The sequence below is a fragment of the Mesorhizobium sophorae genome, from assembly GCF_002270415.1.
Lineage (GTDB): Bacteria > Pseudomonadota > Alphaproteobacteria > Rhizobiales > Rhizobiaceae > Mesorhizobium > Mesorhizobium sophorae.
Genome location: NZ_NNRI01000009.1, coordinates 1 through 15,012, shown reverse-complemented (window position 1 = coordinate 15,012; position 15,012 = coordinate 1). Strand labels below are relative to the sequence as shown.

Sequence of the window (15,012 nt, the reverse complement as noted above, 5' to 3'; positions counted from 1 at the left end):
AAAGCCTGACCAAGGGCGTATTTCAGCTGCCTTAATTTTGGGCAGCCGCCACATACTGGTCGTCCAACTCCCTCAAATCACCGATTGCGCTTGATTTTCTCCGGCGACGCCAGTGAAATGGTGTCACAGGGGAGTATGCGATTGGCAGCGTTCGATGAAATGCTTCCGGAAGTCTCCGGATTGAGAAGACCGTATTCGGCTTATGATCGCTGGCTGAAGGAGCAGGATCCGGCCAGGCTTACCGAGAAGATGCAGGACGCCGAACGCGTCTTCCGCAAGACCGGCATCACCTTCGCCGTCTATGGCGAGCAGGAAGCTTCCGAGCGGCTGATCCCGTTCGACATCGTTCCCCGCATCATCTCGGGCAATGAATGGCGGCGCCTGACGCAAGGCATCGAACAGCGCGTGCAGGCGCTGAATGCCTTCCTCGACGATATCTACCATCGCCAGGAGATTCTGCGGGCAGGGCGCGTTCCCAGGGAATTGATCGCCAAGAACGAAGCGTTCTTGCCGGAAATGATCGGGGTCAGGCCGCCAGCCGGCGTCTACACCCACATCATCGGCGTCGATATCGTCCGCATCAGCGAGGACGAATTCTACGTGCTGGAGGACAATGCGCGCACGCCGTCGGGTGTCTCCTACATGCTGGAGAACCGCGAGACGATGATGCAGCTGTTCCCCGAGCTGTTCCAGAAGATCAAGGTGCGGCCGGTGGAAAACTATCCGCAGCTCCTGCGGCAGTCGCTGGCGGCGGTGCGGCCGCAGAGCACCAAGGGCACGCCGACGATCGCCGTGCTGACGCCCGGCAGCTTCAACTCCGCCTATTTCGAACACGCCTTCCTTGCCGACCAGATGGGCGTGCAGCTTGTCGAAGGTCAGGATCTGCGCGTTGTAGACGGCCACGTCGCGATGCGCACCACCGAAGGCTACAAGCAGATCGATGTGCTTTACCGCCGCGTCGACGATTCTTTCCTCGATCCACTGACCTTCCGGCCGGACTCCGCACTTGGCATACCCGGCATCATGGACGTCTACCGTGCCGGAAACATCACCATTGCCAATGCGCCGGGAACCGGCATTGCCGACGACAAGGCGATCTACTCCTACATGCCCGAGATCGTCGAATTCTACACCGGCCGCAAGGCGATACTCGGCAACATTCCGACCTGGCGGTGCTCGGAGCCGGACAGCCTGAAATACGTGCTCGAGCACATCGACGAACTGGTGATCAAGGAGGTCCACGGCTCCGGCGGCTACGGTATGCTGGTCGGGCCGGCGGCGACCAAGAAGGAGTGCGAGGATTTTTCCAAGAAACTCGCGGCAAAACCGTCGAACTACATCGCCCAGCCGACGCTGGCGCTGTCGACGTGTCCGATCCTGACCGACAAGGGCCTGGCGCCGCGTCACGTCGATCTCAGACCCTATGTGCTGGTTTCCGACCGCATCCAGATCGTGCCCGGAGGGTTGACGCGCGTCGCGCTGAAGGAAGGGTCGCTGGTCGTCAATTCCTCGCAAGGCGGCGGCACCAAGGATACGTGGGTGCTGGATGATTGATTTTCACTTGAAGGGTTTTTGATGCTTTTAGGCCGCACCGCCAACGGGCTCTATTGGATGAACCGCTATATCGAGCGGGCCGAAAACATGGCGCGCCTTGTCGATGCCGGGCTGCGCATGGCGCTGACCCGCACCCAGAGCGCCTCGGAGGAATGGAATTCGGTGCTGCTCAGCGCCGGCTCCGACGTCGCCTTCACGCAGAAATACCAGGATTATACTGCCGCCAATGTCGCCGACTTCCTGTTGCGCGACACGTCGAACCCGTCGAGCACGATGGCGGCGATCGAGACGGCCCGCAACAATGCCCGCATGGTGCGCACCGCGCTGACGCGCGAGACGTGGGAAAGTATCAACGAAGCCTGGATGTCGCTGAAGCGGATGCTGGCAAGGCCGATCGACGAGCGCGACCTGCCGAGCGTGCTCGATGCGATCAAGCGCGAGACGGCGCTGATCCGCGGCTCGTTCTACGGCACCATGCTGCGCAACGAGATCTTCGATTTCTCGCAGCTCGGCACCTATGTCGAGCGCGCCGACAACACGGCGCGCATCCTCGACGTGAAATACTATGTGCTGTTGCCCTCGATCTCGTGGGTCGGCTCGACACTCGACAACTACCAATGGGAATCGATCCTGCGCTCGGTGTCGGCGCACCGCTCCTACCGCTGGGTCTATGACGCAGACTACAAGCCGACCAACATTGCCGACTATCTGATCCTCAATGTCCGCATGCCGCGTTCGCTGACCTTCTGCTACCGCTTCCTGGCCGAACATCTGAAATTCCTCGGCGACGACTACGGCGAGCGTCATGCCTGCCATGCGACCGCCGACAAGACGCAGGCCATGCTGAGAGCCGGGTCGATCAAGGACATATTCGACGCCGGCCTGCATGAATTCCTGGCCAATTTCATTCGCGACAACACCAGGCTCGGCGACGAGATCGCGCAGGACTACCGGTTCAATTGAGCATGATCGCGAAAAGTGGGACAAGAGCATGCTCACAAGCGGGACATAGTGCATGCGGCTGAAGATCACCCACAGGACCGAATACCGCTACGATGCACCGGTGCACTATCTGCTGCAGCGGCTGCGACTGCTTCCGGTCAGCGGATCGACGCAGACCGTTTTGTCCTGGGCACTGGCCATCGAGGGTGCGCGCGAGGAGGTTCGCTTTGTCGACCATTTCGGCAACGACACCAGGCTGTTGAGCGTCGAGGGCGAGCGCGACTTCATCACCGTGGAAGCGGCCGGCGAAGTGGTGACGCGCGACACTGCGGGCGTCTCCGGACCACACCAGGGTTTTACGCCGCTCTGGCTGTACAGCCATGAAACGCCCTTGACTGCTATCGGCAGCGGTGTTCGCGAGCTCGCCGCATCCGTCGGTAAGGGCACCGACATCGAAAGGCTGCACCGACTGATGGCTGTCATCGGCGATCGCGTTGCCTACACGCCCGGCACCACCAATGCGGCGACGCCGGCGGAGGACGCCTTGGCGCTGAAGACCGGTGTCTGCCAGGATCACACCCATATCTTTGCCGCCGCGGCGCGCGCCATGGGCTTTCCTGCCCGCTATATCAGCGGGTATCTGATGCTGGATGCCGCCGTCGAGCAAGCCGCAAGCCATGCCTGGGCCGAAGCGCATGTTGCAGGTCTGGGATGGGTCGCCTTCGATGCCGCAAACGGCATCTCTCCAGACGAGCGCTATGTAAAAGTGGCAACCGGCCGCGACTATCGCGACGCCACGCCGGTGTCGGGAATTCGGCTGGGACAGGCGGAAGAACAGCTTGCGGTCACCGTCACGGTGGAGCAGTAATCCGCCAGGATTGCCGCCGGAGCAATTCCAGGAAAAGCGTGAAACGGTTTTCCCGGGAAAAGCGGATAGCGCTTTCCCTTGGGAATTGCGTCGAAACAAGGAGATAGAGCGGTTCTGCGTTTCCGTGAAACGATGAATCGCTCTAGAAGAGATTCCATGACCTATTGCGTCGGCCTGAAGATTGATCGCGGGCTCGTGTTCATGTCGGACACGCGCACTAATGCCGGTATGGATTCGATTTCCACCTTCCGCAAGATGCATGTCTGGGAGCAGCCGGGAGAGCGCGTCATCGTGCTGATGTCAGCCGGCAACCTAGCGACGACCCAGGCAGTGGTCAGCCTGCTCGACGAACGCACCAAGGCAATCGCCGATCGTCACGCCACGCTTTTGGAGACGCCGTCGATGTATCAGACGGTGCGGCTGGTCGGCGATACGGTGAAGGAGGTCATCGCCAGCTCATCACCCGCGGGCGAGAAAGCGGATTCCTACTTCAATGCCTCGTTCATCCTCGGCGGCCAGATCAAGGGCAGCGAACCGCGCCTGTTCATGATCTATCCCGAAGGCAATTTCATCGAATCGACCGACGACACGCCGTTCTTCCAGATCGGCGAGACCAAATATGGCAAGCCGATCATTATCCGCGCCTACGAAAAGACGATGAGCCTTGCAGAGACGGTGAAGCTGCTTCTGGTGTCGTTCGATTCGACACTGAAGTCGAACCTGTCTGTCGGCTTGCCGCTCGACCTGCTTTTCCTGGAGAAGGACACTTTCAAGGTGGGGCTGAAGAAACGGATCGGTCAGGACGACCAGTATTACCGCACGATCTCGGATGGCTGGTCGAATGCGCTGAAGACAGCTTTTGCCAGCCTGCCCGATTTCCCGGGGTAGGCGCGCGGCGCCAGATGGCCGTTGCATATATTTCACATGTTAAATAATGTCGAGCCTTGAAGAGCCAGCCGTGACGGGCGGCGGCGAGGAATCCTGTCGGGAGGACACGATGAACAACGATGATTTCCGGCAATGGTCGCGGCGCGCCGCCGACTGGGGCGCCGACTACCGCAACACTTTGCGCGACCGCCCGGTGCGACCGCTGGTCGAGCCGGGCGATATTTTCAGGAGCATAGAGGCTTCGCCGCCCGAAGACGCCGAACCGATGGACAGGATTTTCGCCGACTTCGAAGGGAAGATCCTGCCGGGGATGACGCATTGGCAGCATCCGCGTTTCTTCGCCTATTTCCCGGCCAATGCGGCGCCGGTCTCGGTGGTGGCGGAATATCTGGTCTCGGCGATGGCCGCGCAGTGCATGCTGTGGCAGACCTCTCCGGCGGCGACCGAGCTCGAAACGCGCACCGTCGACTGGATGCGCCAAGCGCTTGGCCTGCCGGAAGGTTTCTCGGGCGTGATCCAGGATTCGGCCTCCTCGGCAACACTGGCCGCGGTGCTGACCATGCGCGAGCGCGCGCTCGACTGGCAAGGCAACAAAAAGGGACTGGCGGGGCAGGCGCGGTTGCGCATCTATTCCTCCGACCAGGTGCACACCTCGATCGACCGGGCGATCTGGGTGTCTGGTATCGGCGAGGACAATCTCGTGCGCATTCCCGTCGGTGGCCGCTTTCGCGCCATGAACACGGCTGCGCTCGAGGCGGCAATCATTGCCGACCGGGAAGCCGGCATGCTGCCGGCCGGCATCATCGCTTGCGTTGGTGGCACAAGCACGGGTGGCACCGACGACATCGCGGCGGTTGCGGGGGTGGCGCGGCGCCATGGCCTTTACCTTCATGTCGACGCGGCCTGGGCCGGCTCGGCAATGATCTGCCCGGAATACCGGCATTTCTGGAGCGGTGTCGAAGCGGCGGATTCCGTTGTCTTCAATCCCCACAAATGGCTCGGTGCGCAGTTCGATTGCTCGATCCAGTTCCTGCGCGATCCCGAAAGCCATGTGCGGACGCTGGCCATCAAGCCGGATTACCTGAAGACCCATGGCCATGACGGCATCATCAATTATTCCGAGTGGTCGGTGCCGCTCGGCCGGCGGTTCCGCGCATTGAAATTGTGGTTCCTGCTGCGCGCGCATGGGCTGGAAAGCCTGCGAACGATGATCCGCAACCATGTCGCCTGGAGCGAAGGCCTTGCCGCGCGGCTGGCAAAGGAGGCGGATTTCGAGATCGTCAGCGAACCGATGCTGTCGCTGTTTTCGTTCCGGCACAAGGCTGCCACCGGCGCCGACGCGGACGAGCACAATCTGCGGCTGGTCAATGCGATCAACGACGATGGCCGCATCTACCTGACGCAGACGAGAGTCGACGGACGAGTGGCGATCCGGTTCCAGGTCGGACAGTTCGAGGCGACTGCCGGCGATGTCGATGCCGCCTTCGTCGTCATCGCCGAAATCGCGCGCGGCATGGGCTGAATCTGCCTTGATGAGGTTGCGTACAGCTTTGGCTTTGCGATCAGGTAAATTCTATTAGCCGGCTTATGCCTTTTCATTGCTTTCGTTTTCGACTATAGACAAGAAAAACGAAAACGGGAGGTTGTCCATGTATCTGTCGCCACGCCATGCCGAAATCATCCAGATGGCCAAGGATCATGGTCGCGTGCTGGTCGACGATCTGGCCACCCACTTCAATGTGACGCCGCAGACCATACGCAAGGATCTCAACGACCTGTGCGATCAGCGGCTGCTTTCGCGCATCCATGGTGGTGCGTTGTTCCCCTCCGGCATCGAGAACATGGAGTATGAGGCCAGGCGCAAGATCGCCGCCGACGAGAAGGAGGCGATCGGCCGCGCGGCAGCCAGACTGATCCCCGACAATGCCTCGCTGTTCATCAACATCGGCACCACGACGGAGTCGGTCAGCAAGGCGCTGCTCGATCACAACGGGCTGATGGTCATCACCAACAACATCAATGTTGCCAACAGGATGCGCATATATCCCTCGATCGAGGTGGTGATCGCCGGTGGGGTTGTGCGCGGTTCCGATGGCGGCGTGGTCGGCGAAGCCGCGGTCGATTTCATCCGGCAGTTCAAGGTCGATTATGCGGTGATCGGCGCATCGGCCATCGACCATGATGGCGCCTTGCTCGACTTCGATTTCCGCGAGGTCAAGGTGGCGCAGGCGATCATCGCCAATGCGCGTCATGTCATCCTGGTTTCCGACCAGACCAAATTCGAGCGCACCGCGCCGGTCCGCATCGGACATCTGTCGCAAGTCAACACCTTCATCACCGACCGTTGCGACATTCCGTCAGTGCGCAAGATTTGCCAGGAGGCCGAGGTTCAATTGATCGAGACGTCGCTCGGCTAAGCGGCATCGGCATATCATCACGCACCCGTGATATTTCGTTTGACATTCGTTCTTATTTCGAAATAATCCCGATACGGTTTCGTAAAAACCTAAAAATGCTGCAATGCGAAATCGCGGGAGGGCTTTTTGGACGCAATCCGGGACATCTTCGTCATCGGTGGCGGCATCAATGGTTGCGGCATTGCCCGCGATGCCGTCGGGCGTGGCTTTTCCGTGTTTCTCGCCGAGATGAGCGACCTCGCCAGCGGGACCTCGTCAGGCTCGACCAAGTTGATCCATGGCGGCCTGCGCTACCTCGAATTCTATGAATTCCGCCTGGTGCGCGAGGCGCTGATGGAGCGCGAGGTTCTGTGGAAGAACGCGCCGCATATCATCTGGCCGATGCGCTTCGTGCTGCCCTATGCCAAGGGCTTGCGTCCGGCCTGGTTGATAAGGCTTGGCCTCTTTCTCTACGATCACATTGGCGGGCGCAAATTGCTGCCGGCGACCAGGACGCTGGACATGACCAGGGATCCGGCCGGCAAACCCCTGAAGCCGCTGTTCAAAAGGGCCTTCGAATATTCGGATGGCTGGGTCAATGATGCGCGGCTGGTGGCGCTGAACGCGCGTGATGCCGCCGATCGCGGCGCAACCATCCGCACCCGTACGAAAGTGGTCGAAGCACGCCGCGAAAATGGGTTGTGGACGATCAAGATCGAGAACCTGCAAACCGGCGAGACCGAGGAGATCAAGGCAAGGCTGCTGGTCAATGCCGCCGGACCCTGGGTCGATCATGTGTTGTCCGGCGTGGTCGGCCTCAACGATGTGCACAATGTCCGCCTCGTGCAGGGCAGCCACATCGTCATCGCCAAGAAATTCGACGATCCGCGCGCCTATTTCTTCCAGAACAAGGATGGCCGCATCATCTTCGCCATTCCCTACGAGGAAGAGTTCACCTTGATCGGCACCACCGACCAGGACTATCCCGGCGACCCGCATGACGTGAAAATCAGCGACACCGAGATCGACTATCTCTGTGCCGCGGCAAGCGAATATTTCGCGCAACCGGTCAAGCGCCAGGACATCGTCTGGACCTATTCGGCCGTCCGTCCCCTCTACGATGACGGCGCTTCGAAGGCGCAGGAAGCGACGCGCGACTATGTGATCAAGGCCGATGGTGGCGAGGGCGCTGCGCCGGTCGTCAATGCGTTCGGCGGCAAGATCACCACCTATCGCCGGTTGTCGGAATCGATGTTGGAAAAGATCGAGGGCTTCCTCGGCAAGCGCGGCAAGCCATGGACGGCAAACGCGCCACTGCCGGGTGGAGATTTCCCGGCCACCGGCTTCGACGCGCAAGTGACGAAGCTGAAGTCGGCCTATCCCTTCCTCGACGCACGCCTGGCCCGCAGGCTGACCCGGCTTTACGGGACGCGGGCGCAGGTTCTGCTGGGCCTGGCCAAGTCGAATGCCGATCTCGGCCGCAATTTCGGTGCCGATCTCTACGAGGCCGAGATACGCTACCTCGTTGAGAACGAATGGGCGGTCACCGCCGAGGATGTGTTATGGCGCAGGACCAAGCGCGGCCTGCACCTTAGCCGCGAGCAGGTGGCATCGCTCGATGAATTCATGCGCGGCATAAGCCGGCGGCATGTCGCAGCTGCCGAATGAAGAGGGGTTTGAGCTGATGCGGAAAGCCTGGGAGGAGGCGTCATGCTGGAACTGAGAAACGTCACCAAGACGGTCGGTGCGGCCGAGCATATCCGCGACGTGTCGCTGACGCTTCAGCATGGCTCGCTCAACGTCCTGCTTGGGCCCACGCTTTCGGGCAAGACCAGCCTGATGCGGCTGATGGCGGGTCTCGATGTGCCGACCTCCGGCTCGGTCTGGTTCGACGGCCAGAACGTCACCGGCGTGCCGGTGCAAAAGCGCAAGATCGCCATGGTCTACCAGCAGTTCATCAACTATCCGGCGATGACCGTCTATGAGAACATCGCCTCGCCGCTGCGGGTGGCCGGCACCGAGCAGGCCAAGATCGACAAGGAAGTGCGCAATGCCGCGGCCCTGCTCAAGCTGACGCCCTATCTCGACCGCACGCCGCTCAGCCTGTCGGGCGGGCAGCAGCAGCGCACCGCTCTGGCGCGCGCCATCGTCAAGAATGCCAGCCTGGTGCTGCTCGATGAGCCGCTTGCCAATCTCGACTACAAATTGCGCGAGGAATTGCGCGCTGAACTGCCGAAGATCTTCGCTGCCGCCGGCACCATCTTCGTCTATGCCACGACCGAGCCGCATGAAGCGCTGCTGCTCGGCGGCAATACGGCGACACTTTCCGAAGGACGCATCACCCAGTTTGGCCCGACCATCGAGGTGTTCCGCAAGCCGGCCGATCTGGTGACGGCAAGGACCTTCGCCGATCCGCCGCTCAACACCATCGTGCTCGCCAAGAAGGGCCCGGATTTCCTGCTCGACGGCGGCGTGAAACTGCCGGTGCCGGCCGAGCTCTCGGGCATTGCCGACGCCAACTATACGATCGGCTTCCAGCCGCATCATCTGTCGCTCGAACGGCCCAATGCCTTGGCCGTGCCGGTGCGTGCAAAGGTCACGATCACTGAAATCACCGGGTCGGAGAGCTTCATCCATCTCGATTTCGCAGATGTGCGCTGGGTGATGCTGACCCACGGCATCCGCCATTTCGAGCCCGACGAGGTGGTCGAGGTGTTCATCGATCCGCGCCACATCATGGTTTTCGACGAGCACGGCCGCGCCGTCAGCGCGCCGAAGCTGGCGGCATAGGAGAGCGATATGGCGCGCATCGACGTCAATCATGTCAGGCATTCCTATCTGCCGAACCCGCGGACGGATGCCGATTTCGCACTGCGCGAAGTGCATCACACGTTTGAGGATGGCGGCGCCTATGCGCTGCTCGGTCCTTCCGGTTGCGGCAAGACCACGCTGCTCAACATCATTTCAGGCCTGCTTCATCCCTCGCATGGCCAGTTGCTGTTCAACGGCAAGGACGTGACCAACCTGTCGACACAGGAGCGCAACATCGCGCAGGTGTTCCAGTTTCCGGTCATCTACGACACCATGACCGTCTACGACAATCTGGCCTTTCCCCTGCGCAATCGCGGCGTGCCGGAAGCCGATGTCGACCGCAAGGTGCGCGAGACGCTGGAGATGATCGATCTGGCGTCCTGGGCAAAGAAGAAGGCGAGGGGCCTGACCGCTGACCAGAAGCAGAAGATTTCGCTTGGCCGTGGACTGGTGCGCTCCGACGTCAACGCCATCCTGTTCGACGAGCCGCTGACCGTCATCGACCCGCACATGAAATGGGTGCTGCGCTCACAGCTGAAGCAGCTGCACCGCCGTTTCGGCTACACCATGGTCTACGTCACCCACGACCAGACCGAGGCGCTGACCTTCGCCGATCAGGTTGTGGTGATGTATGACGGCGGCATCGTGCAGATCGGCACGCCGGCGGAACTGTTTGAGCGGCCGCGCCACACTTTTGTCGGTTATTTTATCGGCTCGCCCGGCATGAACGTCATGCCGGTGGCAATCGACGGCAAGACGGCAACACTCGGCTCGCAGCGGATCGAACTGCCGGGCGCGCCGAAGGCAGGCAGCGGCGCCATCGAGCTTGGCATCCGTCCCGAATATGTGCGGCTCGGCCGCGACGGCATGGCCGTCTCGATCAGCAAAGTCGAGGATGTCGGACGCCACAAGGTGGTTCGCGCCAAGCTGGAAGGCCGCGACATCGCGGCGGTCATCGGCGAGGACGAGAGCGTACCCGCCGAACCGAAAGTCCGGTTCGATCCGGCCGGCATCAACATCTATGCCGATTCCTGGCGCGTCGAGATGGGGGCATAGATGGAAAAGACCTGGAACAACAAGGCCTGGTTCCTGGTGCTGCCGGTGTTGGTGCTGGTGGCGTTCTCGGCTGTCATTCCGTTGATGACGGTCGTCAACTATTCGGTGCAGGACACGTTCGGCAACAATGTCTTCTTCTGGGCCGGCACCGAATGGTTCGAGGAATTGCTGTCCTCCAGCCGCTTCTGGGAAGCGATGGTCCGCAATCTGATCTTCTCCTTCATCATTCTGACCATCCAAGTGCCGCTCGGCATCTTCATCGCGCTCAACATGCCGAAAAAGGGCTGGGGCGTGCCGGTCTGCCTGGTGCTGATGGCGCTGCCGCTGCTGATCCCGTGGAACGTGGTCGGCACCATCTGGCAGGTCTTCGGCCGCAACGACATCGGCCTGCTTGGCTACTACGTCAACGCGCTCGGCATCGACTTCAACTACGTCCAGGATCCGTTCGACGCCTGGGTCACCATCATCATCATGGATGTCTGGCACTGGACGAGCCTGGTCGTGCTGCTCTGCTATGCCGGTCTGGTCTCCATTCCCGATGCCTTCTACCAGGCGGCCAAGATCGACGGCGCTTCGCGCTGGGCGGTGTTCCGCTACATCCAGCTGCCGAAGATGCAGCGTGTGCTTTTGATCGCCGTGCTGCTGCGTTTCATGGATAGTTTCATGATCTACACCGAGCCTTTCGTCGTCACCGGCGGCGGTCCCGGCAATTCGACGACGTTCCTGTCGATCGACCTCGTCAAGACCGCGCTCGGCCAATTCGACCTTGGTCCGGCTGCCGCCATGTCGCTCGTCTACTTCCTTATCATCCTGTTGTTGTCATGGGTGTTCTACACCGTGATGACCAATTACGACGCGGAGCGCTGAGATGAGCGGCGCCAACGAAAGAGCGAACAGAGTGAGCGAGACGACAGCTTCGGGAGAACTGGCCAGCACGCTGTCGCAGGATGAGGTCGCCCGGCTGATGCGGCGTCGCGGCGAGGAATCGCGCTGGTGGTGGCTCGTGCCGACGATCTACATCATCATTCTCCTGCTGCCGATCTACTGGCTCATCAACATGAGCTTCAAGACCAATGCCGAGATCGTCTCCTCGCTGACGCTCTATCCACACGCGCCGACAATCGCCAACTACGTCACCATCTTCACCGATGCATCCTGGTATTCGGGCTACATCAATTCGATCACCTATGTGGTGATGAACATGGTGATTTCGGTGACCGCGGCCTTGCCGGCGGCCTACGCCTTCTCTCGCTACCGCTTCCTCGGCGACAAGCATCTGTTCTTTTGGCTTTTGACCAACCGCATGGCGCCGCCGGCGGTGTTCGCGCTGCCGTTCTTCCAGCTCTACTCGGCCTTCGGCCTGATCGACACCCATATCGCGGTGGCGCTGGCACACTGCCTGTTCAACGTGCCTTTGGCGGTGTGGATCCTCGAAGGCTTCATGTCGGGCGTGCCGAAGGAAATCGACGAGACCGCCTATATCGATGGCTATTCGTTCCCGCGTTTCTTCATCAAGATCTTCATGCCGCTGATCGCCAGCGGCATCGGTGTGGCCTGCTTCTTCTGCTTCATGTTCTCATGGGTGGAACTGCTGATCGCCCGCACCCTGACGACCACCTATGCCAAGCCGATCGCCGCCACCATGACCCGCACGGTTTCGGCCGCCGGCATGGATTGGGGTCTGCTCGCCGCAGCTGGCGTGCTGACACTGATCCCCGGTGCGCTCGTCATCTGGTTCGTGCGCAACTATATCGCCAAGGGCTTCGCCCTGGGGAGGGTATGACAATGAACTTCGACCTCTCCTGGATGGCGTGGACGTGGCCGACGGCGGCCTTCTTCGCAACCATTCTTCTGCTGCTGTGCGGCATGGCGGTGTGGGAATACGCCTCGCCGGGCGGCAATCCGCGCGTTGGCATCCTGCGCTTCGAGACGACGCGCGGCGACCGTCTTTTCCTATCGCTGCTCGGCAGCGCCTTTATCCATCTCGCTTGGCTGGGTCTTGTCGGACCCAGCCTCTGGTGGGCTCTCGCTCTCTCCGTGGTCTACGCCATCGGCGTGTTCCGCTACGTATAGAGGGGGAAACTGTTGGAGCGACCGCGTGCCGGCGGCCGCTCCAGATCGCACTTGAAACCTGAAACAGTGGAGGAAACTTATGCGACGGCAATTTTTAACATCAACGACTGCCCTTGTCCTATTGCTCGGCGTGGGCAACGCCTACGCCGGGATGGACGAGGCAAAAGCCTTTCTGGACAAGGAGATAGGTCCGCTCTCGACGCTTTCGCGCGCCGACCAGGAAGCCGAAATGCAGTGGTTTATTGACGCAGCCAAGCCGTTCGCCGGCATGGACATCAAGGTCGTCTCCGAAACCATCGCCACACACCAGTATGAATCGCAGGTGCTGGCGCCGGCCTTTACCGCCATCACCGGCATCAAGATCACGCACGACGTCATCCAGGAAGGCGACGTCGTCGAGAAGATCCAGACCCAGATGCAGACTGGCCAGAACCTCTATGATGGCTGGGTCAACGATTCCGATCTGATCGGCACCCACTGGCGCTACCAGCAGGTGCGCAACCTGACCGACTGGATGGCGGGCGACGGCAAGGATGTCACCAACCCGAACCTCGACCTGAAGGACTTCATCGGCACCTCGTTCACGACGGCGCCCGACAAGAAGCTCTACCAGCTTCCCGACCAGCAGTTCGCCAACCTCTACTGGTTCCGTTACGACTGGTTCAACGACGAGAAGAACAAGGCCGACTTCAAGGCCAAGTACGGCTACGACCTCGGCGTGCCGGTCAACTGGTCGGCCTATGAGGACATCGCCGAATTCTTCACCGGCCGCGAGATCGACGGCAAGAAGGTCTATGGCCACATGGACTACGGCAAGAAGGACCCGTCGCTCGGCTGGCGGTTCACCGACGCCTGGCTGTCGATGGCCGGCAATGGCGACAAGGGCATTCCGAACGGTCTGCCGGTCGACGAATGGGGCATCAAGGTCGACGCGAATTCGCGGCCTGTCGGCTCCTGCACGGCACGCGGTGGTGACACCAACGGCCCGGCCGCTGTCTACTCGATTCAGAAATACCTCGACTGGCTGAAGGCCTACGCCCCGGCGGAAGCCCAGGGCATGACGTTCTCTGAATCCGGACCGGTGCCGGCACAAGGTGCGGTTGCCCAGCAGATCTTCTGGTACACCGCCTTCACCGCGTCGATGGTCGACGCCAGCGCCAAGGCGGTGCTGAACGACGACGGGACGCCGAAATGGCGCATGGCACCGTCGCCGCACGGCGTCTACTGGAAGGACGGCATGAAGCTCGGCTATCAGGACGTCGGTTCCTGGACGTTGATGAAGTCGACGCCGACCGACCGCGCCAAGGCCGCCTGGCTCTATGCGCAGTTCGTCACCTCGAAGACCGTGGACGTGAAGAAGAGCCATGTCGGCTTGACCTTCATCCGCGAGAGCACGATCCACGACAAGAGCTTCACCGAGCGTGCGCCGAAACTCGGCGGCTTGATCGAGTTCTATCGCTCGCCGGCCCGCGTCCAGTGGTCGCCGACCGGCACCAACGTGCCTGACTATCCGAAGTTGGCACAGCTCTGGTGGCAGGCGATCGGCGATGCGTCGTCGGGTGCCAAGACCGCGCAGGAAGCGATGGACTCGCTCTGCGGCGAGCAGGAGAAGGTGATGAGCCGCATCGAGAAGTCGGGCGTCCAGGGCGATATCGGCCCAAAGATGGCCGAAGAGCATGACCTGGCCTACTGGAACGCCGACGCGGTCAAGAACGGCAATCTCGCGCCTCAGCTCAAGATCGAGAACGAGAAGGAAAAGCCGATCACCATCAACTACGACGAACTGGTGAAGAGCTGGCAGAAGTAGGACTGTCCTATGCGGGCGTTCGCGCCCGTGTGACTTGGGGGAGGCGGCATGTTGCCGTCTCCCCTGTTTGTATCAAGGCGGAGGACATCTGGATGAGCGGTTTTGTGCTGGCAATCGACCAGGGAACGACATCGACCAGGGCAATCCTGTTCGATGGTCAGATGAAGGTCGTCGGCAGCGGGCAGAAGGAATTTGCCCAGCATTATCCCGCGTCCGGCTGGGTCGAGCACGATCCGGAGGAAATCTGGGCGAGCGTCGTGACGACGGTAAAGGCTGCGCTGAAGAAAGCGGGCCTCGCCGCTTCGGATGTCGCGGCTATCGGCATCACCAATCAGCGCGAAACCGTCGTCATCTGGGGCAGGGCGACCGGCAAGCCGATCCACAATGCCATCGTCTGGCAGGACCGGCGCACCGCGCCGCTCTGCCAGAAGCTCAAGAAGCAGGGACTTGAGAAGAAATTCACCAGAAAGACCGGCCTGCTGCTCGATCCCTATTTCTCAGGCACCAAGATCGCCTGGATGCTCGACAAGGTGAAAGGCGCGAGAAAACGCGCCGAGAAGGGCGAATTGTTGGCCGGCACCATCGACAGCTTCCTGATCTGGCGGCTGACCGGCGGC

Annotated in this window: 14 protein-coding genes; all 14 read left to right on the top strand. The window is 61.0% G+C overall.

Annotation, left to right across the window (positions count from 1 at the left end; translation table 11 throughout):
* Positions 1–141: 141 nt before the first annotated feature.
* Positions 142–1,554 (top strand): circularly permuted type 2 ATP-grasp protein, encoded by a 1,413-nt coding sequence (locus CGZ66_RS15585; protein ID WP_167392123.1) that lies wholly within the window; start codon positions 142–144, stop codon positions 1,552–1,554.
* Between the two features lie 21 nt (positions 1,555–1,575).
* Entirely contained in the window at positions 1,576–2,517 is a 942-nt protein-coding gene (locus CGZ66_RS15580; RefSeq protein WP_095085042.1) for an alpha-E domain-containing protein, read from the top strand.
* Positions 2,518–2,569: 52 nt separating this feature from the next.
* Positions 2,570–3,364 carry a transglutaminase family protein gene (locus tag CGZ66_RS15575; protein ID WP_095085041.1) on the top strand — a complete coding sequence of 265 codons (795 nt, stop codon included), beginning with the start codon at positions 2,570–2,572 and terminating at the stop codon, positions 3,362–3,364.
* Between the two features lie 156 nt (positions 3,365–3,520).
* A complete protein-coding gene (locus CGZ66_RS15570; protein WP_095085040.1) occupies positions 3,521–4,252 on the top strand; it encodes a proteasome-type protease in 732 nt (243 codons plus the stop codon).
* Positions 4,253–4,361: 109 nt separating this feature from the next.
* On the top strand, positions 4,362–5,774 hold the full coding sequence (locus CGZ66_RS15565; protein ID WP_095085145.1) for a pyridoxal phosphate-dependent decarboxylase family protein: 1,413 nt from the start codon (positions 4,362–4,364) through the stop codon (positions 5,772–5,774).
* Between the two features lie 127 nt (positions 5,775–5,901).
* The gene (locus CGZ66_RS15560; protein WP_095085039.1) at positions 5,902–6,669 is read left to right on the top strand and encodes a DeoR/GlpR family DNA-binding transcription regulator; all 768 of its coding nucleotides are present in this window, start codon (positions 5,902–5,904) and stop codon (positions 6,667–6,669) included.
* A gap of 126 nt (positions 6,670–6,795) precedes the next feature.
* Entirely contained in the window at positions 6,796–8,316 is a 1,521-nt protein-coding gene (glpD, locus tag CGZ66_RS15555) for a glycerol-3-phosphate dehydrogenase (protein ID WP_095085038.1), read from the top strand.
* 42 nt (positions 8,317–8,358) lie between these two features.
* The gene (locus CGZ66_RS15550) at positions 8,359–9,438 is read left to right on the top strand and encodes an ABC transporter ATP-binding protein (RefSeq protein ID WP_095085037.1); all 1,080 of its coding nucleotides are present in this window, start codon (positions 8,359–8,361) and stop codon (positions 9,436–9,438) included.
* A gap of 9 nt (positions 9,439–9,447) precedes the next feature.
* The gene (locus tag CGZ66_RS15545; RefSeq protein ID WP_095085036.1) at positions 9,448–10,515 is read left to right on the top strand and encodes an ABC transporter ATP-binding protein; all 1,068 of its coding nucleotides are present in this window, start codon (positions 9,448–9,450) and stop codon (positions 10,513–10,515) included.
* Positions 10,516–11,382 (top strand): carbohydrate ABC transporter permease, encoded by an 867-nt coding sequence (locus CGZ66_RS15540; protein ID WP_095085035.1) that lies wholly within the window; start codon positions 10,516–10,518, stop codon positions 11,380–11,382. It begins immediately after the preceding gene.
* A 1-nt stretch (position 11,383) separates the two neighbouring features.
* Positions 11,384–12,298 (top strand): carbohydrate ABC transporter permease, encoded by a 915-nt coding sequence (locus CGZ66_RS15535; RefSeq protein ID WP_095085034.1) that lies wholly within the window; start codon positions 11,384–11,386, stop codon positions 12,296–12,298.
* A 2-nt stretch (positions 12,299–12,300) separates the two neighbouring features.
* A complete protein-coding gene (locus CGZ66_RS15530; protein ID WP_095085033.1) occupies positions 12,301–12,588 on the top strand; it encodes a DUF2160 domain-containing protein in 288 nt (95 codons plus the stop codon).
* A 79-nt stretch (positions 12,589–12,667) separates the two neighbouring features.
* Positions 12,668–14,395 carry an ABC transporter substrate-binding protein gene (locus CGZ66_RS15525; RefSeq protein WP_095085032.1) on the top strand — a complete coding sequence of 576 codons (1,728 nt, stop codon included), beginning with the start codon at positions 12,668–12,670 and terminating at the stop codon, positions 14,393–14,395.
* Positions 14,396–14,487: 92 nt separating this feature from the next.
* Positions 14,488–15,012, top strand: a 525-nt coding sequence (locus tag CGZ66_RS15520) for an FGGY family carbohydrate kinase (protein ID WP_245331109.1), incomplete at its 3' end; no start/stop codon positions are given.

What these genes read in the sequence shown, in the direction of transcription:
- CGZ66_RS15580 (WP_095085042.1), top strand. Translation starts at nt 1,576, where the DNA reads ATGCTTTTAGGCCGCACCGCCAACGGGCTCTATTGGATGAACCGCTAT.
- CGZ66_RS15575 (WP_095085041.1), top strand. Translation starts at nt 2,570, where the DNA reads ATGCGGCTGAAGATCACCCACAGGACCGAATACCGCTACGATGCACCG.
- CGZ66_RS15570 (WP_095085040.1), top strand. Translation starts at nt 3,521, where the DNA reads ATGACCTATTGCGTCGGCCTGAAGATTGATCGCGGGCTCGTGTTCATG.
- CGZ66_RS15565 (WP_095085145.1), top strand. Translation starts at nt 4,362, where the DNA reads ATGAACAACGATGATTTCCGGCAATGGTCGCGGCGCGCCGCCGACTGG.
- CGZ66_RS15560 (WP_095085039.1), top strand. Translation starts at nt 5,902, where the DNA reads ATGTATCTGTCGCCACGCCATGCCGAAATCATCCAGATGGCCAAGGAT.
- CGZ66_RS15550 (WP_095085037.1), top strand. Translation starts at nt 8,359, where the DNA reads ATGCTGGAACTGAGAAACGTCACCAAGACGGTCGGTGCGGCCGAGCAT.
- CGZ66_RS15545 (WP_095085036.1), top strand. Translation starts at nt 9,448, where the DNA reads ATGGCGCGCATCGACGTCAATCATGTCAGGCATTCCTATCTGCCGAAC.
- CGZ66_RS15540 (WP_095085035.1), top strand. Translation starts at nt 10,516, where the DNA reads ATGGAAAAGACCTGGAACAACAAGGCCTGGTTCCTGGTGCTGCCGGTG.
- CGZ66_RS15535 (WP_095085034.1), top strand. Translation starts at nt 11,384, where the DNA reads ATGAGCGGCGCCAACGAAAGAGCGAACAGAGTGAGCGAGACGACAGCT.
- CGZ66_RS15530 (WP_095085033.1), top strand. Translation starts at nt 12,301, where the DNA reads ATGAACTTCGACCTCTCCTGGATGGCGTGGACGTGGCCGACGGCGGCC.
- CGZ66_RS15525 (WP_095085032.1), top strand. Translation starts at nt 12,668, where the DNA reads ATGCGACGGCAATTTTTAACATCAACGACTGCCCTTGTCCTATTGCTC.